This window comes from Paenibacillus sp. JJ-100 (genome assembly GCF_948329825.1).
Taxonomy (GTDB): Bacteria; Bacillota; Bacilli; order Paenibacillales; family Paenibacillaceae; genus Paenibacillus.
This window is the reverse complement of the sequence record NZ_CAOJCM010000004.1, coordinates 345,279-366,780: the sequence shown is the minus strand read 5'-3', so window position 1 is coordinate 366,780 and position 21,502 is coordinate 345,279. Positions and strand designations below refer to the sequence as shown.

Genomic DNA, 21,502 nt, shown 5'->3' with positions numbered 1-21,502 from the left:
CCTCACACTTTGATATTCATAATGCGCTGAATCCATAAATAACAGCAGACTAGGACAGCAAGTGCAATTGTCGAGATGATGTATCCCATCCCGCTGTATAGTGGTGCCATGAAATCACTGGCTGTGAGGTTGAGGAACAACAGAAAAATGAATGGAGCTGCAAACATCACTTTAGATTCAAATTTTTTCTGTGCCACAGCCACCATAATGTCTTGCTGTATGTCGAGTTTTTCTCCAATCACTCCGGAGGTACGGCGAACGACCTCAACCAGATCACCACCTGTTCGTTTACAAGTGATGAACACGTCTGCAAAATTGGTGATGTCTTCGATCTGTGCCCGATCCGAAAAATCCTGCAACGCCTCTTCTATTGGCTGTCCGTATTCCATGCGTGTCCGCAATATGGTGAATTCTCGGATCAGATCTGTATCCGCTTCTGGGTTTAACATGCGTAAGTCTTCAACTGATTCCTTGAAGCCGTTCTCTACCGATTTCCCTGCCGCCAACGCAGAAGATAGCGCATAGAGTGCCTGCTTGAAATGTAGACTAAGCGTCATCCTTCTTCGTTCAAGTAACACTTTTGTCCAAAACCTGGGCACCCATATGCATCCTGCTGCTAATACGATTCCGGCGATCCAGTGATGATAAAACAACAAACCAATTCCGAAAAACAGCATACCGCTGACGAGCATGCACACAAGGCGTTGCTTTGAGCTAAGCGTATACACGTTGTAATCCGTTAATGTTTGTCTGCTTTGCTCCACACTACATCACCTCCCCATATTTAAAATTTGATAAAGAAGCACATTATCATGAAAGGTTAAATAATATCGCTTACTTCAAATGTCGAACAATCGTTGTTACACGACGATAACAAACTATTTCATTTTCCGTCCCTATCCTCATGTTCGATCTATTTGGCCAAACCCTCTATGTATTCATCAAGCCATTTCCCAAGTCCAGCTGCCTGAATTTTATCTGTCTTGCTCAGTCTTCCGACCTGTATTAGTCCACCGATGATATGACCTTCACGCTCCTCTTCTTCCTGGAAACGATACAACGGATTCAGGAGTACTTCACCATTTTCCATACCAATCACTTCGCTGATCTCTGTTACACGTCGTGAACGGTCTCGAAGCCGGGAGAGATGAACAAATATATCGATAGCCGAACTGATCTGCTGCCTTACAACCGCAATAGGAAGATCCGCTCCACTGAGTACCATTGTCTCTAGTCTGCTGATCATATCCGAGATGGTGTTAGCGTGGCCCGTTGACAAACTTCCATCATGTCCAGTATTCATTGCCTGTAACATATCCAACGCCTCCGCTCCCCGAACTTCCCCGATAACAATCCGGTTAGGCCGCATCCGCAAGGAGGATTTGATCAAATCCCGGATGGAAATAAGACCTTTGCCTTCTGTGTTGGCATTTCGTGTTTCTAATGATACAAGATTGGGCACCGTCACGATCTGTAATTCGGCTGAATCCTCAATCGTAATAATCCGCTCGTCAGAAGGAATGAACTGAGACAAGGCATTTAGAAATGTCGTTTTACCAGATCCTGTTCCTCCCCCAATAAAAATGTTGTACTTGCTCCGTACTAACTGCTGTAATAGGACGGCTGCTTCCTGATGCAACGCGCCTTTTTCAATCAAATTAGACATCTTCAACGGTTCACTCGGGAATTTCCGGATGGTCATTGTTGGACCCTTAAGCGCAATAGGTGGAAGTACGATGTTAACTCGAGAACCATCCTTTAAACGGGCATCCACAATCGGAGAAGATTCATTCACGATCCGGTTTACACCGGAGACAATCATCTGAATAATATCTTCCAGCCGCTCTCTGGACTCGAATTGCAGAGGAATCTGTCTGACCTCCCCCTCTTGCTCCACAAATATCTCCCGGTGACTGTTGATCATAATCTCCGTAATGTTCGGGTGATCAACTAAAGGTTGTAAGATATCTAACCCGCGAAAAGAATCAAACAATCGTTGTACCAGTGCATGGCGTTCACCTGAAGTCAGATCCCCAAGGTCCGAATCACGAAGAACCTTATCCTCGATCCCTCGCCACAGTTCCTCGTCTCCAGCTGATGAAGTCAGATCCAGTGATGCACGTACTTGTTTACGTATCGTTTGGAACTGTTCTTCCCGATCTGCGATGCTCCATAAATGTTCCGTCATAACACTCTTGACTCCTGTTGAACCATTTGCCCTGTCTGTCGTTGCTCGTCTCCCATAGTCTGAACCAGCAGAGCACACAATCTCTTCACTTCACGCTGAAAAATGGGTGAGCTCAGCATAACTTCTTCCTGATTTAACTGCTTCCATGAAGGGATATAGGGTAATACGGCATCCACACGCAGATCTGCCCTTGGCAAGGGATTAAGCAATTGTTCCCGGTATTTGTTAATTACAAAATATGTCCTCTCCAATACACTTTCGATTACATCTGGCCGATTACGCTCTGCATGATACAGCCATTGCCCCCATCGATGCATCGCAGCGATATCATCCTCTACCAGCCATACAAAGGTATCTGCTGCCTCCATTATGCCTTCGCTTCGTTCATCCCAGCCTGAATCTCCATCCAGAATCAGTAACTCATACTGACCACAGTCGGTCAAATATCGAATCAGATCTGTTGTGTCTCCTTTAGACATCTGCAGCATTTCTTTCCGGTTAGTTAAAGGCCAAAATACATCCGATTTTAATGCTTCATGCGAAATAACATATTCGCTTGCTGCTTTACATGGAGCAATCCCGTCGTTCGATGCCTCATTGCCAGAGATCGCAGGCGCAGGCACTTTTTCACCTATGTTTATATTCGTAGTCCTGCCTTGATGTGAACCACGTTCCTGTCCCTTTCGTTGCCCCTGAATCTGACCGCTGTTCACTTCTCTTCTGCGCATCTTCAGATCGTATAACAACCGCGACAGCCCCGTCTCTGCCTCAGCATGATGCCGATGAGTCTGACGCAGTCCTTTTTCCAGGAAGGGAAACGTACTGTCCAGTGTTTCCAGATTGAGATACAACACAGCATACCCTGCAAGCCCAAGCTGCTTTGCCATATGCATAGCCACCGCTGTTTTACCACTCCCGGCTGATGCTGATAGAACACCAATGCATAGCGTCTCTTGACCCCGACGTTGGTTTTTCTTACTCTTTGGCTGCCGGCAAGCATTCCTCGCAGCTTCTAACAAGGTGGACAGTGGCTGGTACTTCATCAGTTGCTTATTCTCATGCTCACCTTCATGTCCTTCACTAAGCATAAGCCATGGGATTCCGGATGCTTCTCCTCCGTTGATCAGCCACGGATTCAAAAACTCTGGTTCAGCTATGATTAGATCAGGCAAATCACGCTCTTCCTGTTCAGTCATATAATTAGTGAATGCTTCCAACTGGGAAAACGCCGTAAACCGCATATGATCGCCCGCTGGGCTACTCTGTGCATAATCAAGCCAGGCACGAATATAGTCTTTATCCCTGGCTACCAATACTGTCTTAAGTACAATCAAATTCTGCTTCCCTCCCACAAAAAAGCACAAAAAAAAACACCGTCCATTACCCGCATGAAGTTGCAGGATATGGACGGTGCTTCCGTCACGTGCTATGAATGTATGCATACTATAGCATACATTTTATGGACGAGCAAGTGATTTATTCAAACCTCCGGGTTATGAACCATAGGGTGCTCCAAACTCGATGATATTTCGATCCGGATCCAGGATAAAAATCTGGGCAAATCCAGCGACACTATCGGGTCTCGCTTCATATTCAATGCCCTGTTGTTCCAACCATGCAATGGTTTCCGAATAACTAACGACCCAGATGGCAAAATGTCCATCTGTAGTATCAATTCCTGCCTCTCTCAATGTATGACCTTCTGGATGCTGCAGCAGATGAAGCTGCTGACTACCGATAGCATACCAGGTACCCGTTGAACGAAACGGCGGGCGCTCAATCTCCTGCATACCTAATAAGCCAGAATAGAACTTTTTTGCTGTCTCCAGGTCTCGAACGGCCAAACTTACGTGATGAATATGTGCATATCTAATCATTTTAGTGTCCCCTCCCAGCAACTCCAATGAATCTTACGTTCATCAGTCTATACTATACCATTCTGCAAACTTTCCATATCTAGATCGAGCTCTAACTTCTAGCCAAAATCCAAAAAAACACCCTTGATCTTGATTCGGTTGCCCGCAGGTTCTCCCGATTTCAGATCAAAGGTGTGTAGGTTTTACTTATTTTGCGCTATCCAATGCTTCTTGTGGAACTTTGATTTCTTCAACTTTGTCATGGTTGGAGAACTTTGTATCCATTTTCATGTCCATCGTCATTTTCTGACCTTCTTGCTCCAATTCCATAACCATATCTACATCAACGCTCTCAAGCAATGAAGTCTCTTTGTTAATCATATATTTCATCTTCATGCTCTTAATTGTCATTTGCTCAAGCATAGCTTGCAATTGAGCATCTGAACCATTCTGTTCCATAAGGGATTTAGCCAAATCTTTGACATTGTCACCCGATACATCGGCACTCATGACATAGCTGTCGCCTTCTTCAGTGATTTTAATGTTATCTTCCACTTTTTTGAATTGATCCAGCTCTTGTTCCGGATTCATACTTGCTTTCATCGGCTCGATCAGTTCTTTCGCTTGATCCTCAGGGACCGTTACCCATTGGTCACCCACTTGAGAGTAAATGTTATCGGAAGTGATATATTGCTTCACATTTTGCTTACCTTGTCCAGGCATATCCAACTCTACCTCTTGATAGATCGTCATTGGATCTTTGATGATATCCATTTTCAGAGAAGTTTTAACTTCCTGATCCTGAGATTGCTCACCAGCAACCACTTTGATTTTCTGATCAATATTAGCATCAGTAGTGAAGCTTTTCAGTGCTTTCGATGCTTCACTTGTTTTTGCAAGCAATTCATCCAGTGTAGGTACAGCTGCTTTCTGTTCAGCTGGTTTGTTGCTTTCATTTGCTGTTTCGTTTCCTGCTGACGGCGTTGCGGATTTATCTGTATCGTTTCCACAAGCTGCCAAGCTTACTGCTAGTAATGCCCCAATCATAATTGTTGTCCACTTCTTCAAGTTGATATCCTCCTAAAAATGTAAGTAATAAGACCATTAACTATTAACCAATAATTTCCGATATTAATCATAATACAGGAGTTGACTCTTTAATGGAAGCTTATTTGGAAAAACTATTAATTATAAAAAACGATTTTTAATCTCAGGCGTAGGCAACATACATGCTTCATCTTTCCCAAACCAGCGATACCGATTACGCGCAACCCAGTTATAAACCGCATTCCGAATGAATTTGGGCACGATAATAAACACATAGAACAAGGGATATGGGAATTTTAATCCTTTGGCCAGTTTTAGAGCTGCGGTCGAGCGTGTGTAGTATTCCCCATCTTCAATCAGTACAAACGTATCCATGCTGTCTGTACTCAAGCCACCCTTTTCTAATAATTCCTTTGCTACATCCGACTGAAGAGAAGCGAAATGATATTTCCCTTCCGGGTCACGTTTGATAATCCACTTCGTTATTCCCTGACAGAAATGACACACACCGTCGACAAGAACAATTGAATGTCCTTCATGTTGGTCCTCATAAGCTGCTGTCATAATGGTAGCCTCCTATTTATTGCTGTTAGAATACTTACCCACTTTGAACCAACTTTCTCGCTGAATCTAAACTTTATATGACTATTTTTATTTTAAAAAGAAAAAAAGCGCAGGCATATGCCCACACTCATATTTGTCCACCAATTACTCAGCTTCTGCTAGTGCTTTTTCGATCCATTCGTCCGACATTTGCTGATGCAGGTCACCTGACCATTGATCCATACATTTACAGATGAAATCTTTACGGCATACAGGGCAAGGAGTTTTCTGCAGACGGCTGATCGCAGTCATTTTCCAATCTGGAGATTTGGAGTAGAATACACGGCATTTTGTACCGTCCGCCAGTTGTAACGTAAATTCGTACAGTCCGTCTTTTTCATTTTTGCTGGCTACTTGCAATTTTGCGATGCTTGGTCTATAAGACATGGATATCACCTGTGAATTCAAATTTGGTTCATGCTAACTGCACTGACTTTTTTCAGTACTAGGTCATATTAAAGAAATTTCAGGTCGATGTCAACTCACATATGCTTATCCACCAAACAAAATATCCAGTATCGTTCCGACCTGTCCCTGTTTCTTGCCTTTCAACACATCTGGATTAAAAACTTCGACGTACCCACATGAGTTACAACTTACAAATAAATAGTGGTTGTGTTGAATATCAAACACTTTACTGAGACCCGCTCCCGACATGGAGACTTCCTTAATACTGCAATCTGTCCCCCGGCATTTGGTGCATACAAATCTTCTCTCAATCATTTCTTCTATACTCATGACCGTTCCCCCTTATGGAATATGTGGCATGAAGTGACTGTTCTGTTATGTAAAAGAGTACGTGCTGAGACGGGAAAAATATGCTTCCCTATTCCCCAGATAGGGAAATAAAGCCCTGCTGACTAGCAGCAGGGCTTGTACTATAACATCAGGTATCGCTAGATACCCCACGATTAAACCACATTCAATACAACGTCGATGTTACCGCGTGTTGCTTTGGAGTATGGGCAGAAATCATGTGCTTTGCGAGCAAGCTCCTCAGCTTGACTATGATCTACTCCAGACATACTTACATCCAGACGCACCGCCAGTTTGAACCCGTCATCCGTAGGATCTTTACCGATGGATACATTGCTAGTTACCACCACGTCTTCCAGTTTAACACCCGCTTTGCGAGCTACATTAGCCAGAGCACTCTCATAACATGCACCGTAACCAGCCGCAAATAATTGCTCAGGGTTTGTCCCTTCTCCACCTGCACCGCCCAGCTCTTTCGGCATTTTCAGATCATGCTGCAGTACACCATCCGAAGAAGACACAGAACCTGTACGTCCACCTTTCACCGTTGCTGTTGCTGTATATAAAGCTTCCATCAGAATCTCTCCTTCGCTACTGATTTTTAACTGCCTACATTTTCTTTTTAAACTTCTGGCTCGATTTGAAACGCTTGATCATTTCTTTATCATCATGTTTACAAGCGACAAATAAAGCATGAGGCCTTTTGTAAACAAACTATGGCTCCAGATCGTTTCCTGGATCATTGCTACGATCATTGTCGTACTGAATGTGTATTTGATTGTCCAGACAATCATGCTGTTCTAACCTAAATATAAAAGGAGTCAGCTGGTAGCTCCATCTGGTATAAGCAGTGGCAGCAGTTCATCCAGCGACTCCACTGTCCAGTCTGCACGTTCTTTATCCGACAGATCCGGCTGGAACCTTCCATATCCCTGCAAAATACGGATGGTTCTCATGCCCAAACTGCGCGCAGGTATGATATCATTATCGATTCGATCTCCGATCATCACCGCTTCGCCGGGTTCACATCCTGCCTGTTTCAGAGCAACCACATACAGCTCCGGATCAGGCTTGGATAATCCTTCTTCTGCCGAACAGGCCAGAACATCCACATATTTCCGAAGCCCATAGCTTTCCAGCCTCACTTCAGTCCCAGGACTCTGATTAGCGATGATACCAATGCGGTAGTGTTGTGAAAGTTGCTTTAGAACTTCAGCTGCATGAGGAAAAGGCTTCTCCAGCTCTTTACAAAACTTCAACTTGTCCTGAATCTGATTGCGGTGATCTTCATCATGAATATATGTACGTATGGCAACTTTCATCGGCCATTGTTCAAATTTTCGGTAACACATTGCGAACAGCTCTCGCACCGCCTCAATCTTTACTGGATAGCCATAAGCATTAGCCTCACGAACGAATTGCCCGATAATATCGTCTACCGGTTCCCATTCGTCTACCAGCGTGTCCCCTACATCAAAAAACAACCACTTCAATCCTGCAATATCCAGCACGCCTATTCCTCCTTGTAAGCCGCAGGTTCTCCACAGCTTTCTTGCTGTATCCATAAAAAAGAAGACCCACGACAAGCATGAGTCTCCTCAATATTCCGTTAGTCTATACCTGCGATTATAGCAGGCGCCTTACAAGGGATCAATCACATGCTGCTCGCTTCAGCCTCAGGCTTATTGCAACTATTGAGAAGAAAGCCGACTTCTCCGTTGAGCGAGTATACAATTTTGTCCGCACCCATGCCACGATAAATTCCTTTGGGATGGCTTTGCTCCGTAATTACACACAAAGATTTGGATGTCCACGAGCGACAAATCTGAAGATAGCGGCAAGTCAAGTTTAAACTGTTTTCGAAAATGAACACATTACCTACACTAGCTTGCGGCAAAAACCATTTTTCAGCGGCCGCTGTATTCATGCGGATAATGTGTTCTACGCCAATTCGGCGAAGTTTGCGCTCTTCATCAGCACTGTTCGTCAAAACCGCAAACGGCATTTTTTTGTACATCAGTAATTTTACAAATTTACGTCCAGCTTCATTCGGAGCCGTGACTAGAATCATCTCTTTATCCATTCTTCGTTCCTCCCTTGGCGTGAAAAGACAACAAAAAAGAAGCGTGGGGACCAAGGCCTCCGAAACGCTTCTTAAATAACCCATGACGAAATCGCCATGAATCAGCGTGCGGTTTGTTGCCTCTCCCTTTAACGCTTACGAGGTTAGCTGACGGATTCGGGCGCGAGAGTCGCCCTATTTCCGGTTGCAACCGGAAAATTCACCCCATGGATGTCTGCTGTTGTAACACAGCCCATCCCGTTGGTTCCCCCGTTTTCCACTCACTACGAATGGAAACTCAGCGATTAAAACATCGTTCGTTTATCTTGAGCATAAAATCGATCGATATTATCGTTTGTTTCATTTTTTAATACAACTTCATTATAAATCAAATCACGATATGAATCATACACCGCCGGCATGATCATGTAAAGTGTAGACAGATCACTGAATCGGCAGGTTTCGAGAGATAAACTCACATAATAACGCTTACATACCGTTTATACGCTATCCTACTCTTTCAAGCTATCTAATTCTTATCCGTACAAAAATGAATTCGAATATCCCTCTTTCAAAAATGGTGAAACCATATGATTACTGGGAGTAAAGTCAGACTGAAATAAATTTTGCATTATTCAATTGTTTAAAATATACTATAACCATCAAACATAAGATGATGGAGGCGATCCCTATGTCAGTCTATGATTTCAAGGTAAACACCCTCCGCGGGCAAGAGATTGAGATGTCCCAATATCGTGGCAAAGTATTGTTAATTGTAAACACCGCAAGTCAATGTGGTCTCACACCTCAATTCAAAGGTTTACAGGAGCTGCAGGATAAATTCCAAGATGCTCCGTTCGAAGTACTCGGATTTCCCAGCAACCAATTCGCACAGGAAAAAGGATCTTCTGATGATATTGCGGAGTTCTGTCAAATGAACTATGGCGTAAGTTTCCCTATGTTTGAAAAGATTGACGTTAACGGTTCAAGCGCTCATCCCCTCTTCCAACATATTACGAAAGAAGCGCCAGGCCTTCTTGGATCCAAAGCAATTAAATGGAATTTCACTAAATTCCTTGTCGATCAGGATGGGAAAGTTGTGAAGCGATATGCCCCGCAGACTACACCGGATAAAATTGAAGAAGACATTCAGAAACTGCTTAAATAGTTCCATTTCATACAGAAGAATAATCCAAAAAGCCATTCTAAGCTGAGACTCTGCTCAAGCTTTAGAATGGCTTTTTGGTGTATGTTCTTATGAATAACCTTACACTGTCTGCGATATGCCTTACAACTACGGAAACAAGCAAAAAAGAAGCTCTCCATTAAGGAGAGCTTCTTCAGTATTTCTTCATATGATGCGGTCGAGAGGACTCGAACCTCCACGGGTATACACCCACTACCCCCTCAAGATAGCGTGTCTGCCATTCCACCACGACCGCATGTCGTAAATTATCGGCAACAGAAATTATGATACCAGAATTAATTCTAAAAGTAAAGCATTTAATTAAGAAGCAAGTCGAAAAATATAACTCAACATAATTTGATCTAAAGTTTATATAGAAATTCCAAGAACGAACATAAAAAATGATAAAGCACATATCATTAACCTGATTCGACAAATGAGGATGTTTGGGACATATATAACATGAACTGAAATTTGTATGTAATTTTATATAACATAAATCTTTATTTCTATAATTTTTTCTCATATTCACATATAGATACTTGACAATTTAAGGATAAATATGTGAATATATATACCATAAAACTCTCAAACGGTCTTTATTTACTATGAAACGGTCATCTTCACGTAATTAAATGTAACACAAATGTATTAGGAGGTTGAAAATGATGAATCGCGGGAATAAGTTGCTTGATTATGTGAAACTGCTTGATCCCTCTATTCAATTAGGAGGCTTCACCCACTATTTCGGTATTCACACCCACATGAATGAAGGTACGATTCGAACAGGCGAAGATCTCGAATCATTCATGCGTTGTCAGTTACACCCCACCCTTGTTCGTCTCGAAGGCATGGCAATTAAAGGCATCTATAATGCAATAGATCACCAGGATACATGGCGAATCGCACTCGTCGACAAACTTGTCCACGTACAGCGAACCCCCTCTGAACTAAGAGAACAAGCCAAGACCACAGGCAAACGATTAATCAAACTATCTCGCGCTCTGCACCCCTGGATCGACTTCAGCCCGCTTGAGCAAATCTTCGAGAAGTATCATTCCGTGGGCTGTCTCCCCACAGTTCACGCATGGATCAATCACCATCTCGACATCCCCGTTGAAGATACGATCCTTGGTTACTTGCATTCAGCCATGAATGCCTGCGTATCCGAAGCCTGCAAAGTCATACCTCTTAGCGAAAATCTCACCCAAGAGCTTCTCGCTCGTCTTGCCGCAGACCTTGAAAATGAATGGATTACAATTAACACCACTTCTACAGATACACACATGTATCCTTCATCCATCTCAATGAAGTCATTATTCCCCAGCTTTCATATGCTTGGAGCAGGGCTCCATGCTTACAGAGCTTAAAAAACCTCGTATCTCTTCCACGCCTGTATTGAACAGTTTCTTAAACACGCCGCCCCCTCGCTGGCGTGTTTTTATATTTTTCTCATTAATCTCCACAACAAAATACGTAATTACGTCATAATAATTCATAAAATACACTTTTTTCCGTATTTTTTAATTGTTAGATGACTGTTTTACGTATATAATGGAAATTACAATTCGCATCTACATCCATCTTACACCAAGAATAACGTGCTGCAAATCCAAAAATTCATTCAGGGGTGAGCCCTTTTGAACAAGAAAAAACCAGTCACTCCGTTCGGCTGGGCCATAAAACGACGGCTAACCGAACTTCAAGTCGATCAGAAAACCTTTTGCGAACAACACGGCATTCCCCCTTACCGGCTCTCTAATCTTATTCACGGCACACGTAAAGCAACGAGATTCAGACAACAAGTGGCGGATATTTTAGACATACCAGAAGAGCTGCGATAAGACTTTTCCATCAAAGGAGGACCTCTTGCATGAGACATTTCACATCAGACCTTGAGAGCCTTTCATTTCAGTCCACCAAACATCAACTCATTATTATCGATCAACATTGGATTATCCGGAGTTGCAATCGAGCTTGGCAGCATGGACTTCATAAACTTTTATCTTATGCAGCCTGTCGCCATAATCATTACCTACATCTGATGGAAGCCTGGTCAGCACAACAGAAAAACGGTTACCCATCCCAAATCGCACACTTTTTGAGGCACAATGTAGTCCCTTTTAGCGAGGCCCATACATACGACATCCCTGTCACCACAGAACACAACGAAGAGAAATGGTTTCGCGTAGAACTCACCCCATTGCAAGACAATTCCCTCGCGGATAAACACCTTGCATTAGTCGCTCACACCGATATCACGGAGCAAAAAAAGACAGAGCTAGAATTGCGACAAGCTTTGAATGAAGCGCGCACTTTATACGGACTGCTACCGATTTGTGCTGTTTGCAAACATATTAAAGATGAATCGGACGAGTGGAACTCCGTAGAGCGTTATCTGGAAAAACATACTTCTGCCGAGTTCACACATGATATTTGCCCGGAATGCATTCGCCGATTGTACCCGAAATACTCCACCATCCTTGATCACCCCCACTAACCTCAACACAAAAAAACCTCCCTGCTGTCTCCGAAGAAATTCGGTACAGATGGAGGTTTTTCATCATCCAGAAGCATTCACTTACCGTCCTGTTCTGACTTATCGTCGTCGTTCGTTTCAGGTTGGTAGTGATAGCTACTATTGTCTTTACCCTCTTTCATTTTGCGATAACGCGTGAACTCGATATATTCACTGATAAATGACTGCTCCACAGTCGATAATTCGCTCTCTTGGCAATCCAATTGCCGCAAAACGTTAAAAAAATAATCTTCCCGCTTTTCCCGCACAATAGCTTCCTTAGATAAGCGTCCAATCATAAGCCAGTCCAGACTCACATCAAAAAATGAAGCAATTTCAATCAGTTTATTTGTACTCGGAATGGACTTCCCCCGCTTCCAGTCACCCAAGTTACCTGTACTTATTTTCAGCTGTTGACAGAAGGCTTTCTTCGTCATCCCTCTTTCAGCAATCAGGTGTTCAATTCGCTCATAGATCGACTGCATGCAAGAACCGCCTTCCAACCGTAATAATGAACTCACAAGCCATATGATAGAATTATAGCACAATTTTCCTGAATCCTCAGCCTTTTATTCGTTCAATCATACTCAACAAATACCAGCAATTATGAAAGGTTGGTCTTAAGCTTGATCATCCATATCATCCGCAAACCATGGCCACTCACACTGAAAATCACTTCGCAAAAAACAAAGAAGACTTTCGTGATTAATCACAAAAGTCTTCTTCAACACCATTATTGCTGTAATGCGGTCGAGAGGACTCGAACCTCCACGGGTATACACCCACTACCCCCTCAAGATAGCGTGTCTGCCATTCCACCACGACCGCACATAAAATATAAATGGTGAGCCATGAAGGACTCGAACCTTCGACACCCTGATTAAAAGTCAGGTGCTCTACCAACTGAGCTAATGGCTCTCAATGTAACTCCATCCGATGCTATGCCATGCTTCATATTGATTTTACAGAGCAGTGACTTTTTGAAGAAATTCTCACTAAAATGTGAATCTCTATACGGTGAAGAAGTAGGTAATACTATGACCCGTAGGGGATTCGAACCCCTGTTACCTCCGTGAAAGGGAGGTGTCTTAACCCCTTGACCAACGGGCCTTATACTAAGTTGTCTTTCTTGGCGACAAGAATGAGTATAGCATAATGAATTTGAATAGCGCAACACTTTTTTTAAAAAAATATGAATGCTCTCTCTTATTTCAAAATCAATACATATAAATCTATAATCACACGCCATTTAACTGAAGTTTCTCTGATTACTTCTACCTTTTAATAAACATCCAACTTTCAATCCGAAATTCAAAAATCAAAATTTTGTCTCCTCCCTACGCTTTTTCTGTAAAAAACAAATTAAATACTTACAAACGCTTATTATTTACTTAAAATATTGCAGATATAATTATAATCACTTATAATTATTTACAGTACAACGCACGGTCACTCCACACGAAGGAGGCTTTACTTTTGTTTCAAGAAGAACGCATGCAACTCATTATTGAGCACCTGCGCAAACATAATCGAATCTCGGCAGATGAGATTGTATCTCTATTTGACGTCTCGCGCGACACTGCACGCCGAGATCTAATTAAACTGGAAGAACAGGAAGCGATCATTCGCACACGCGGCGGCGCAATCCTGCCTCCTCCACCGCAAGAATTCAAGTCTTACCAAGACCGGCTGAAGTATATTACTGAGGAAAAAAGAGCTATTGGCAAACTGGCGGCTGCTCTGGTTCGTTCAGGCGAAACCATTATTCTGGATTCCTCCACCACAGTCCAGACCTGCGCAGAGAATCTGAACGGCAAATCCTGCACCGTCATCACCAATTCAATCTATTCTGCTGATCTGTTATCCAATCATACTGCTGTCCAGATCCGACTGCTCGGAGGCAAGCTGGATAAGGAGCAGCGTTATGTCTATGGAACACCTGTTATCGAGACGCTATCTCACTACTATGTTGATAAAGCATTTATTGGCATTGGCGGTCTCACCATGGATGGGTTCAGTGCGTCCGAAGAGGAAGGCAAGATCAAACATCAAATGATGAAATCAGCCAAAAATGTTATTGTACTTGCCGATCATTCCAAGATGGGCAAACGATACGTTTATCGTTTTGCAGACTGGTCACTCGTGGATATGTTGATTACAGATCAATGGCCGGCTCAGGAATGGCTTGATTTTCTAAAGGAACAACAAGTTGACATTTTGATACCCGAACCTACACAAGATAAGGAGCTGTAAGATATGAAGTTATTCGCTACCGATTTAGATGGTACACTGTTGAATCGAGATAGTCAGATCAGCCAGGAGAACGCTGATGCGATCCATAAGGCACAAAAGGCTGGAATGAAAGTAACCATTGCGACTGGACGTGTATACTCAGATGTCGTCGAAATCAGTCGCCAAGGCGGAATTAAAACCCCAATTATCGGCTCCAACGGTGCCACCATTCATGATGAGAACGGGGAACGGTTATTCCATCAGCCATTGTCGCGTGAAACTGCTGCTTCGGTGATGCAATGGCTGGAAGACGAACAGATTTACTATGAAGCTTCAACCCAGATGGGCATCTACGCACAAATCAGCAGTCACGAGGCCATGCTCGCGGAGTTGGAACGTGTACTTGGCTCAGAACCTGACGAAGATATAGCTCGCATGATTCATTCAATTAAGAAACATTACAACAAAAAAGACTATCATCGTGTGACTAGCCATCATGAAATTCCAGCAGAAGGGTGTATCTATAATATTATGGCCTTTTCAATGAATCCCGAAAAACTCCAACTGGGACGCGAAACCTTTTCTTCAAGAACGGATGTTGCCATGGTTGTATCCTTTGAGCATAACTTCGAGATGCAGCACCCTGATGTATCCAAAGGTAATGCACTCACCATACTGGCAGAACATCTAAATATCCCGATGAAAGACACTGTAGCGATTGGAGATAACTTCAATGATGTTTCGATGTTAAAAATGGCAGGACTAGGCATCGCCATGGGTAATGCCGAACCTGAAATACGTGCCTTGGCTAAAACGATAACCCTTACCAATGTTGAGCACGGCGTTGCTCATGCGATTCATAGCCTGCTGGAAGGTAAACCTATTGCTCCTTTGGAAACGATTGTCTCAGAGGGCCAGTAACGTCCAGCACTAGGTTGATCCATTGAAAACAAGCACAGACTCGTTAACCGAGCCTGTGCTTGTTTTTGATTCTTCAACATGTGGAGAATTACAATTCGCCCTCAATACCATTCCCCACTCATCTACCAGCCCGAAAATTCTCACCTTGTCTCTCCCCCAACCCGAAATAATGGCGGAAATTATAAATCAACGGTTGCCATTGCTCCGGATCAATCTTGTTGACCTCTGAGATCAAATGAGTATGGGCGTGTACCTTTACCGCCTTTACTTCTACAATCGCCATGAATGGCGTATGTTCCGGGGTTCTTATATGTTGAACAGACGCTTCAATCTGAAGCGGACATTCCGCTATTTTATCAGGCGCTACTTGAAGTGAACTTTGAGGTGTCAGCCCCGCTGCCTTAAATTTATCTTGGCAAAACGTATACCCCATTCGCTTTTTAATTTCAGGCACAGGGGAAATCCCCGTTGTCCGTCCCAGTGTTTCTACTTTTCCCCACATCGATTCATCCGGCAGATTAATCACACATTCAGGATGATGACAAAGGTTCTCATAAGCTCTGCCCTGTGTCCCTATCCCCAGCACCAGACAATCACCCAACGCCCAAGAAGACGATAAAGGGGAAAGATTCGTAGACCCATCTTTGTTTAAAGTACTGAGAATGATGACAGGTGTGCCATAGTATAGAATACTTGGATTTATCGTTTCATGAACATTGGGCTTGCGCATTTGGGAAGTTTGTTTTGTTCTATTTTGCTGCTGCGTATGGCCATTCACTATGCATCTCTCCTGTTCGGATATTGAGTTCAAACCCCATTGTAATACAGCATTATTTCAACTATCATCGAAGTATGAATGCATATCCGAATATCACTGTTATTGCTTCACTTATTGCTGATACGAGCCGTTCTATATTTCTCTCCGCTTTGCTAGATGGTCGTGCATTACCTGCTGGTGAGCTCGCCTATATGGCTGGTGTCAGTCCACAGACCGCGAGTAATCACCTCGCCAAACTTGTAGCTGGAGGACTATTGGAAGTAGAACAGCAAGGCCGTCATCGGTATTATCGTCTCGCAAGCGAGGACATCGCAGATTTGATTGAAAAAATGGCCAGCATCGCTCCACCGGTAGAGGTTCGCTCATTGAAACAATCGAATCAATTGCAGCAATTAAGTTATGCTCGCACCTGTTACAGTCATCTGGCGGGTAAACTCGGCACTTCATTGTGCGAAGCTTTTCTCAAGAGAGGTTATTTGTCTGAACAGGAGAATAACGCACATAGTAAAGAATTTCTAATTACAGAGGAAGGGGAACAGTGGTTTACTACATTTGGAATTCAGCTTCAATTAAAACCTGGATCTCGGCGTGCCATCGCACGTAAATGTCTGGATTGGAGCGAACGTCGTCATCACGTGTCCGGTTTGCTTGGTGATCAGCTCGTTCATCGATTACTCGAACTAAACTGGATTCGTCAAAAATCAGGAAGCCGCGCTGTTGAAGTAACAGAGACTGGAAAGTCAGGTTTATACGATGTTTTAGATATTTCTATTTAATACCTCTAAGGGGAATATACTGAAATCAAAAAAACCTTTTTACGAGAACGAAGAAATCATTCATGTAAAAAGGTTTTTCATCTTATTATTCAGAACGGAGAGAGAGGGATACTCTCACTTCGTTCGAGACTGCGATGTATCGCTACCGAAGCATATGCTCCGACGAACCTTTAGGGTTCTCATCCCTGCCATTGAAGTTTATTCAGAACGGAGAGAGAGGGATTCGAACCCTCGCACCGCTTACGCAGTCTAACCCCTTAGCAGAGGGTCCCCTTATAGCCACTTGGGTATCTCTCCAAGAAATGGCTCCCCGAACAGGACTCGAACCTGTGACAACTCGATTAACAGTCGAGTGCTCTACCAACTGAGCTATCAGGGAAAATTAACTTGAATAACATTAATTTATCATGATTAATAATTCAAGTCAACCTACTTCTACATTCATTATATTCCATATTTATTAATTTCACTTTATATGGATATTATGCCCAACTTACCCGAGCATCGACCACAGCGATAACACTTTGGATCTACTTTCCGCTTACGCAAGTACTCCATACCACAACTCTTACACACCAGCTTGTATCGATAGGGTAACGGTTTTCGAGCCTGATCTCCAGGAAGGGACTGACAGAATCTTGATCCTCCCACCTTCTGCAAAAGCGCCTTGAATTCCGGGTCTCGATGTTGATATCCTCGTCCCCGGATGTGCAGATGATAGTGGCATAATTCATGTTTGATAATCTTCTCCACTTCATCCTTCCCGTACACTTCCAGCTGATGTGGATTGATCTCAATTCGGTGGCTTTTGAGCATATATCGCCCCCCGGTTGTCGTCAAACGACGATTAAAAATCGCCTCATGGGTGAATGGAACTCCGAAATATTCTAATGAGACCCGCTCAATCCATTGTTGTAATTCTTTGTTTTCCATTCTTTTCTCCTCTCTCCCTCCCCTTTGAAGTCCTTTATTTTAAGACACAATACTTGAATTCTAACTGTTTCGTAGGCTACACTGTCAAGTAGAATGTATGAGGGGAGACGAATACTCGTTATGCCAACAATGCGCTACGTTATCCTGCAGCAGGAGCATCAATTGCAGTTTGTCGAGATGCCCGCAGACTATGCTTATCAACTGAGTGCACTTAATTTGCGTCTGCACAAGGAGATCGACAAACTCACGGCAACAGATATACCTGTTCTGCCCTGGGCCATTGCCGAATGTGACCATCTCGATCTGCTAAACGAAAACTTGTCCATCATCGGCGGCCTTGACTATATCAACGCCCTTGAAGAGCGTTTTGCAGCTGTTCGTGAGAGCAATTATCCTTTGATTTCCCTGCTTACCGAGATTCGAGCACTACAAGCCCAATTGGAGCAATGGTATGAAGAAGAGATGGAGTCACTCTAATTATTTTACTTCAAACCAGTCAAGCTCTTATGCACACCATGGTTTAGTGCGTGTGCTTCAATGATCTGCCATTAATCTCTGCAACTGTATAGGTTCCAACGGAAAGCGCACTTCCCTCAGCCGGGTAATGTGCTTTTTTTTCATTCTTCCTCCGATTCGTCCCCTTCAACAAACACTGACCAATTAATTGACATGGAGTAATCTCGCACAGTCCAGGCTATTGCTACATATGCTAACGTACAGATGAATTACGCAAAAGGAGGAGATTCCTTTGCCTCAATGGCTATGTAACCAACTCATGCGAGCGTTTCACAAAAAGGACAGCCGCCAAATCAAGTTGTTGAATGAATGCTGGTATTTCTATCGAAACAAACCTGCAAGCGGAACATCACGCAGTGCAGAAAATGAACTGTAAGTCGTATCACGGAAACGGATATATATGTATTATCTTACTTAATTAGAAATAATGAGATTACGAAAAGGTATTGACCATATTCCTTTCAGCTCTTTTTTAATCTCGACGTAATATGTATCGACAAACAGCCTTCCCGCAACGGGAAGGCTGTAACCAATCAAACGTCTTACTTTCGAGGACGAACATTATTTGGCTGAAGCGGACGCAGGTCTTTTCATCGTGAGTCCGACACGGCCCTTTTTCGTATCCACATTCATTACCCAGACCGTCACATTATCTCCAACAGACACCACATCCATCGGATGTTTCACATAGCCGTTGCTGAGTTGGGAGATATGGACAAGCCCGTCACTCTTAATCCCGATATCAACAAAAGCTCCGAAGTCAATTACGTTCCGGACTGTTCCCTGCAGTTCCATACCTTCCTCCAGATCTTCAATCTTGAGTACATCGGTACGGAAGATCGGCAGGGGCATCTCTTCACGAGGGTCACGGCCAGGACGCTGCAAGCTGTCCAGAATGTCGCGTAGCGTAGGCACACCTACATCCAGTTTAACAGCCAGTTGTTCTGTCTGCTGTTCAGACAGAAGTGCAGAAAGCTCTTTGCTTCCAAGCTTGTCCAGATCAACCTGAAGCTCCTTGAAGAGCTGATCGACAACCTTGTACGATTCCGGGTGAATCGGAGTACGATCCAGCGGATTCTCACCTTCCGAGATACGCATGAACCCTACACATTGTTCATAGGTTTTAGCCCCCAACCGTGGCACTTTCTGTAGCTGACGACGATTGGTAAAGCGGCCATTTTCCTCGCGATATTTAACGATGTTTTTAGCAATGGTTGCATTAACACCGGCAACATAAGACAGCAAGGAAGGCGAAGCTGTGTTGACATCCACACCAACATGGTTAACTGCCGATTCCACTACGGCCTTTAAGCTCTCTTCCAACACCTTTTGAGATACATCATGCTGATATTGGCCCACGCCAATGGCTTTAGGATCAATCTTAACGAGTTCAGCCAGTGGATCTTGTACCCGGCGAGCAATCGAAGCCGCACTACGCTCAGCAACATCCAGATCGGGGAACTCTTCCTGAGCAAGCTTGGAAGCAGAGTACACACTCGCACCAGCCTCGTTAACAATCAGGTAGACCAGGCTCTCGTCGCCATTCTCCTGAATAATCTCAGCCACAAACTGCTCGGTCTCGCGTGATCCGGTTCCGTTACCAATGACAATCAATCCAATATCATATTGTTTGATCAGACGATGGAATACTTCTGCCGCTTCACGTTTTTTGTTATGCGGCGGTGTTGGGTAAGTGACAGCCACTTCCAGTAGCTTACCTGTATCGTCGACAACCGCAAGTTTACAGCCAGTCCGGTACGCAGGATCGACACCCAGTACACGTTTGCCATGAATCGGGGGCTGCAACAGCAAGTTCCGCAGATTTGCGGAGAATACCGAAATGGCCTGATTTTCCCCTTTTTCCGTCAACTCGGCACGCACTTCACGTTCAATGGATGGAGCGATCAATCGTTTGTATGCATCCTCAATAACGTTACGCAAAATATCTTGCACGGCAGAAGCGCCCCGAATGATCTGTCCTTCCATGTGACGGTGGGCTGGTTCAGCTTGCACGTCAAGGCCAACCTTGAGAATCCCCTCACGTTCCCCGCGGTTAATCGCAAGAATACGATGCGGCGGCATTTTTTTGGCCAATTCACGATAACTGTAATAATTCTCGTACACGGACTCCTGCTCAGCATCCTTCGCTTCCGAAGTCAGCATGCCGTGATCCAGTGTGTATCTACGAATCCAGGCACGAATGGCCGCATCATCGGCAATATTTTCAGCGAGAATATCCTTCGCCCCCTGAAGAGCAGACTCTGCATCTTCTACCCCGAGTTCTGCGTTAATATAACGTGCAGCCTCTTGAAGCGCGTCGCCCTGTTTAGGCTGTTCCCAGATCCATTGAGCGAGCGGTTCCAGACCTTTTTCCTTAGCCACACTGGCACGAGTCTTCCGCTTCTGTCGATAAGGACGGTATAAATCCTCTACTTCTTGCAACTTGACAGCTTGAGTAATGGATTTTTCCAGCTCTTTGGTCAGCTTGCCCTGTTCTTCTATAATACGAATGACTTCCAGTTTACGGTCTTCCAGATTGCGTAAATACACAAGACGTTCTTCAATCTGGCGTAGCTGGTTCTCATCCAGTTCTCCAGTCATTTCTTTACGGTAGCGGGCGATAAATGGAATCGTATTGCCTTCATCCAGAAGCTCCGATGTGGTCCGAATCTGCTTCAAGGATAGTGACAGTTCCTTGGCTACCTGTTTGATGATTCGTTCTTGGCGTTCCGCCTTTAATGTTTCTTCATTGGGTTCCAGAACCGTTTCCTGTTCAGACAAATAAATCCCTCTTTCCTTCCTGAATCGTTCATAATACTCATTTTCAGGGCAGCTATGCTGCATAATAACAGTATGGTCGATCATCCGAAGTTGATCTCACGTTTTTCAGGATTTTCAATCCTTAAATAACACTCCACTCTATATTATCACAAAATCACATTGATTTTTCTATCATTCCTATGTCATACATCCATTTGCGTTATTTCACTCCGTTACATCTTTCCCAGCTGTACGAAAAAAAGACCGAGGACGTCACCATGACTTCCTCGAGTCTTCTTCATCATAAAAATTTAATCCAATTAATCTAAATAAGTTAAAAGATTCTTTTACACGTTAACGGAGAGGACAG

The 21,502-nt window shown here is 43.7% G+C and carries 24 protein-coding genes, 6 tRNA genes and 1 riboswitch; of the genes, 9 read left to right on the top strand and 21 right to left on the bottom strand.

Annotated elements, in window-relative coordinates; all coding sequences use genetic code 11:
- Positions 1-2: 2 nt before the first annotated feature.
- From PQG66_RS17580 to PQG66_RS17530, 11 genes are all read right to left on the bottom strand, one after another.
- Complete coding sequence (locus PQG66_RS17580; RefSeq protein ID WP_272039026.1) at positions 3-764, bottom strand: type II secretion system F family protein; 762 nt, start codon at positions 762-764, stop codon at positions 3-5.
- A gap of 149 nt (positions 765-913) precedes the next feature.
- Entirely contained in the window at positions 914-2,188 is a 1,275-nt protein-coding gene (locus PQG66_RS17575; protein ID WP_272039025.1) for a CpaF family protein, read from the bottom strand.
- Positions 2,185-3,522: a hypothetical protein gene (locus PQG66_RS17570; RefSeq protein ID WP_272039024.1), complete on the bottom strand. Its 1,338-nt coding sequence runs from the start codon at positions 3,520-3,522 to the stop codon at positions 2,185-2,187. The genes PQG66_RS17575 and PQG66_RS17570 overlap by 4 nt, the downstream gene beginning before the upstream one ends.
- Before the next feature lie 159 nt (positions 3,523-3,681).
- Positions 3,682-4,065, bottom strand: a complete 384-nt coding sequence (locus PQG66_RS17565; protein ID WP_272039023.1) for a VOC family protein — start codon at positions 4,063-4,065, stop codon at positions 3,682-3,684.
- A 186-nt stretch (positions 4,066-4,251) separates the two neighbouring features.
- Complete coding sequence (locus PQG66_RS17560) at positions 4,252-5,112, bottom strand: DUF6612 family protein (protein WP_272039022.1); 861 nt, start codon at positions 5,110-5,112, stop codon at positions 4,252-4,254.
- 120 nt (positions 5,113-5,232) lie between these two features.
- The gene (locus PQG66_RS17555) at positions 5,233-5,655 is read right to left on the bottom strand and encodes a thiol-disulfide oxidoreductase DCC family protein (RefSeq protein WP_272039021.1); all 423 of its coding nucleotides are present in this window, start codon (positions 5,653-5,655) and stop codon (positions 5,233-5,235) included.
- 144 nt (positions 5,656-5,799) lie between these two features.
- Positions 5,800-6,081 carry a hypothetical protein gene (locus PQG66_RS17550; RefSeq protein ID WP_272039020.1) on the bottom strand — a complete coding sequence of 94 codons (282 nt, stop codon included), beginning with the start codon at positions 6,079-6,081 and terminating at the stop codon, positions 5,800-5,802.
- 105 nt (positions 6,082-6,186) lie between these two features.
- Positions 6,187-6,432, bottom strand: a complete 246-nt coding sequence (locus tag PQG66_RS17545) for a zinc ribbon domain-containing protein (protein ID WP_272039019.1) — start codon at positions 6,430-6,432, stop codon at positions 6,187-6,189.
- A 173-nt stretch (positions 6,433-6,605) separates the two neighbouring features.
- Positions 6,606-7,025: an organic hydroperoxide resistance protein gene (locus tag PQG66_RS17540; protein ID WP_272039018.1), complete on the bottom strand. Its 420-nt coding sequence runs from the start codon at positions 7,023-7,025 to the stop codon at positions 6,606-6,608.
- Between the two features lie 246 nt (positions 7,026-7,271).
- Positions 7,272-7,961, bottom strand: a complete 690-nt coding sequence (locus PQG66_RS17535; protein WP_272039017.1) for an HAD family hydrolase — start codon at positions 7,959-7,961, stop codon at positions 7,272-7,274.
- Between the two features lie 143 nt (positions 7,962-8,104).
- Entirely contained in the window at positions 8,105-8,533 is a 429-nt protein-coding gene (locus PQG66_RS17530; RefSeq protein ID WP_272039016.1) for a hypothetical protein, read from the bottom strand.
- A 117-nt stretch (positions 8,534-8,650) separates the two neighbouring features.
- Positions 8,651-8,826: riboswitch (cyclic di-AMP (ydaO/yuaA leader) on the bottom strand.
- A 377-nt stretch (positions 8,827-9,203) separates the two neighbouring features.
- Between PQG66_RS17530 and PQG66_RS17525 the strand changes: the two genes are divergently transcribed.
- The gene (locus PQG66_RS17525; RefSeq protein WP_272039015.1) at positions 9,204-9,680 is read left to right on the top strand and encodes a glutathione peroxidase; all 477 of its coding nucleotides are present in this window, start codon (positions 9,204-9,206) and stop codon (positions 9,678-9,680) included.
- Between the two features lie 191 nt (positions 9,681-9,871).
- Here PQG66_RS17525 and PQG66_RS17520 read toward each other — a convergent pair.
- A tRNA-Leu gene (locus PQG66_RS17520) sits at positions 9,872-9,954 on the bottom strand.
- Positions 9,955-10,363: 409 nt separating this feature from the next.
- On the opposite strand from PQG66_RS17520, the gene PQG66_RS17515 reads away from it, so the two are divergent.
- The 3 genes from PQG66_RS17515 to PQG66_RS17505 all read left to right on the top strand — a co-directional run bounded on the left by PQG66_RS17515 (position 10,364) and on the right by PQG66_RS17505 (position 12,198).
- Positions 10,364-11,068, top strand: coding sequence for an urease accessory protein UreF (locus PQG66_RS17515; RefSeq protein ID WP_272039014.1), 705 nt, complete (start codon positions 10,364-10,366; stop codon positions 11,066-11,068).
- Between the two features lie 270 nt (positions 11,069-11,338).
- Entirely contained in the window at positions 11,339-11,542 is a 204-nt protein-coding gene (locus tag PQG66_RS17510) for an XRE family transcriptional regulator (protein ID WP_272039013.1), read from the top strand.
- Positions 11,543-11,571: 29 nt separating this feature from the next.
- A complete protein-coding gene (locus PQG66_RS17505) occupies positions 11,572-12,198 on the top strand; it encodes a hypothetical protein (protein ID WP_272039012.1) in 627 nt (208 codons plus the stop codon).
- 77 nt (positions 12,199-12,275) lie between these two features.
- On the opposite strand, the gene PQG66_RS17500 is transcribed toward PQG66_RS17505, so the two are convergent.
- The 4 genes from PQG66_RS17500 to PQG66_RS17485 form a co-directional block, all read right to left on the bottom strand.
- Positions 12,276-12,701 carry a helix-turn-helix domain-containing protein gene (locus PQG66_RS17500; RefSeq protein WP_272039201.1) on the bottom strand — a complete coding sequence of 142 codons (426 nt, stop codon included), beginning with the start codon at positions 12,699-12,701 and terminating at the stop codon, positions 12,276-12,278.
- 260 nt (positions 12,702-12,961) lie between these two features.
- Positions 12,962-13,044: transfer RNA gene (locus PQG66_RS17495), tRNA-Leu, on the bottom strand.
- Positions 13,045-13,058: 14 nt separating this feature from the next.
- Positions 13,059-13,134 (bottom strand) — tRNA-Lys (locus PQG66_RS17490).
- 120 nt (positions 13,135-13,254) lie between these two features.
- Positions 13,255-13,326, bottom strand: a tRNA-Glu gene (locus PQG66_RS17485).
- 366 nt (positions 13,327-13,692) lie between these two features.
- Here PQG66_RS17485 and PQG66_RS17480 point away from each other — a divergent pair.
- Positions 13,693-14,469 (top strand): DeoR/GlpR family DNA-binding transcription regulator, encoded by a 777-nt coding sequence (locus tag PQG66_RS17480; RefSeq protein ID WP_272039011.1) that lies wholly within the window; start codon positions 13,693-13,695, stop codon positions 14,467-14,469.
- A 3-nt stretch (positions 14,470-14,472) separates the two neighbouring features.
- Positions 14,473-15,369, top strand: coding sequence for a Cof-type HAD-IIB family hydrolase (locus PQG66_RS17475; protein WP_272039010.1), 897 nt, complete (start codon positions 14,473-14,475; stop codon positions 15,367-15,369).
- Positions 15,370-15,487: 118 nt separating this feature from the next.
- On the opposite strand, the gene PQG66_RS17470 is transcribed toward PQG66_RS17475, so the two are convergent.
- Positions 15,488-16,099, bottom strand: coding sequence for a flavin reductase family protein (locus PQG66_RS17470; RefSeq protein WP_272039200.1), 612 nt, complete (start codon positions 16,097-16,099; stop codon positions 15,488-15,490).
- A gap of 122 nt (positions 16,100-16,221) precedes the next feature.
- On the opposite strand from PQG66_RS17470, the gene PQG66_RS17465 reads away from it, so the two are divergent.
- On the top strand, positions 16,222-16,923 hold the full coding sequence (locus tag PQG66_RS17465; protein ID WP_272039009.1) for an ArsR/SmtB family transcription factor: 702 nt from the start codon (positions 16,222-16,224) through the stop codon (positions 16,921-16,923).
- A 208-nt stretch (positions 16,924-17,131) separates the two neighbouring features.
- On the opposite strand, the gene PQG66_RS17460 is transcribed toward PQG66_RS17465, so the two are convergent.
- From PQG66_RS17460 to PQG66_RS17450, 3 genes are all read right to left on the bottom strand, one after another.
- Positions 17,132-17,220 (bottom strand) — tRNA-Ser (locus tag PQG66_RS17460).
- 6 nt (positions 17,221-17,226) lie between these two features.
- Positions 17,227-17,302 (bottom strand) — tRNA-Asn (locus tag PQG66_RS17455).
- 92 nt (positions 17,303-17,394) lie between these two features.
- Positions 17,395-17,856, bottom strand: coding sequence for a SprT family protein (locus tag PQG66_RS17450; protein ID WP_272039008.1), 462 nt, complete (start codon positions 17,854-17,856; stop codon positions 17,395-17,397).
- A gap of 120 nt (positions 17,857-17,976) precedes the next feature.
- Here PQG66_RS17450 and PQG66_RS17445 point away from each other — a divergent pair, with 120 nt between their 5' ends.
- Entirely contained in the window at positions 17,977-18,333 is a 357-nt protein-coding gene (locus PQG66_RS17445) for a hydrolase/acyltransferase (RefSeq protein WP_272039007.1), read from the top strand.
- 271 nt (positions 18,334-18,604) lie between these two features.
- Positions 18,605-18,748, top strand: coding sequence for a cortex morphogenetic protein CmpA (gene cmpA, locus PQG66_RS17440; protein ID WP_272039006.1), 144 nt, complete (start codon positions 18,605-18,607; stop codon positions 18,746-18,748).
- A 185-nt stretch (positions 18,749-18,933) separates the two neighbouring features.
- On the opposite strand, the gene PQG66_RS17435 is transcribed toward cmpA, so the two are convergent.
- Positions 18,934-21,153, bottom strand: a complete 2,220-nt coding sequence (locus PQG66_RS17435) for a Tex family protein (RefSeq protein ID WP_272039005.1) — start codon at positions 21,151-21,153, stop codon at positions 18,934-18,936.
- Positions 21,154-21,502 lie beyond the last annotated feature (349 nt).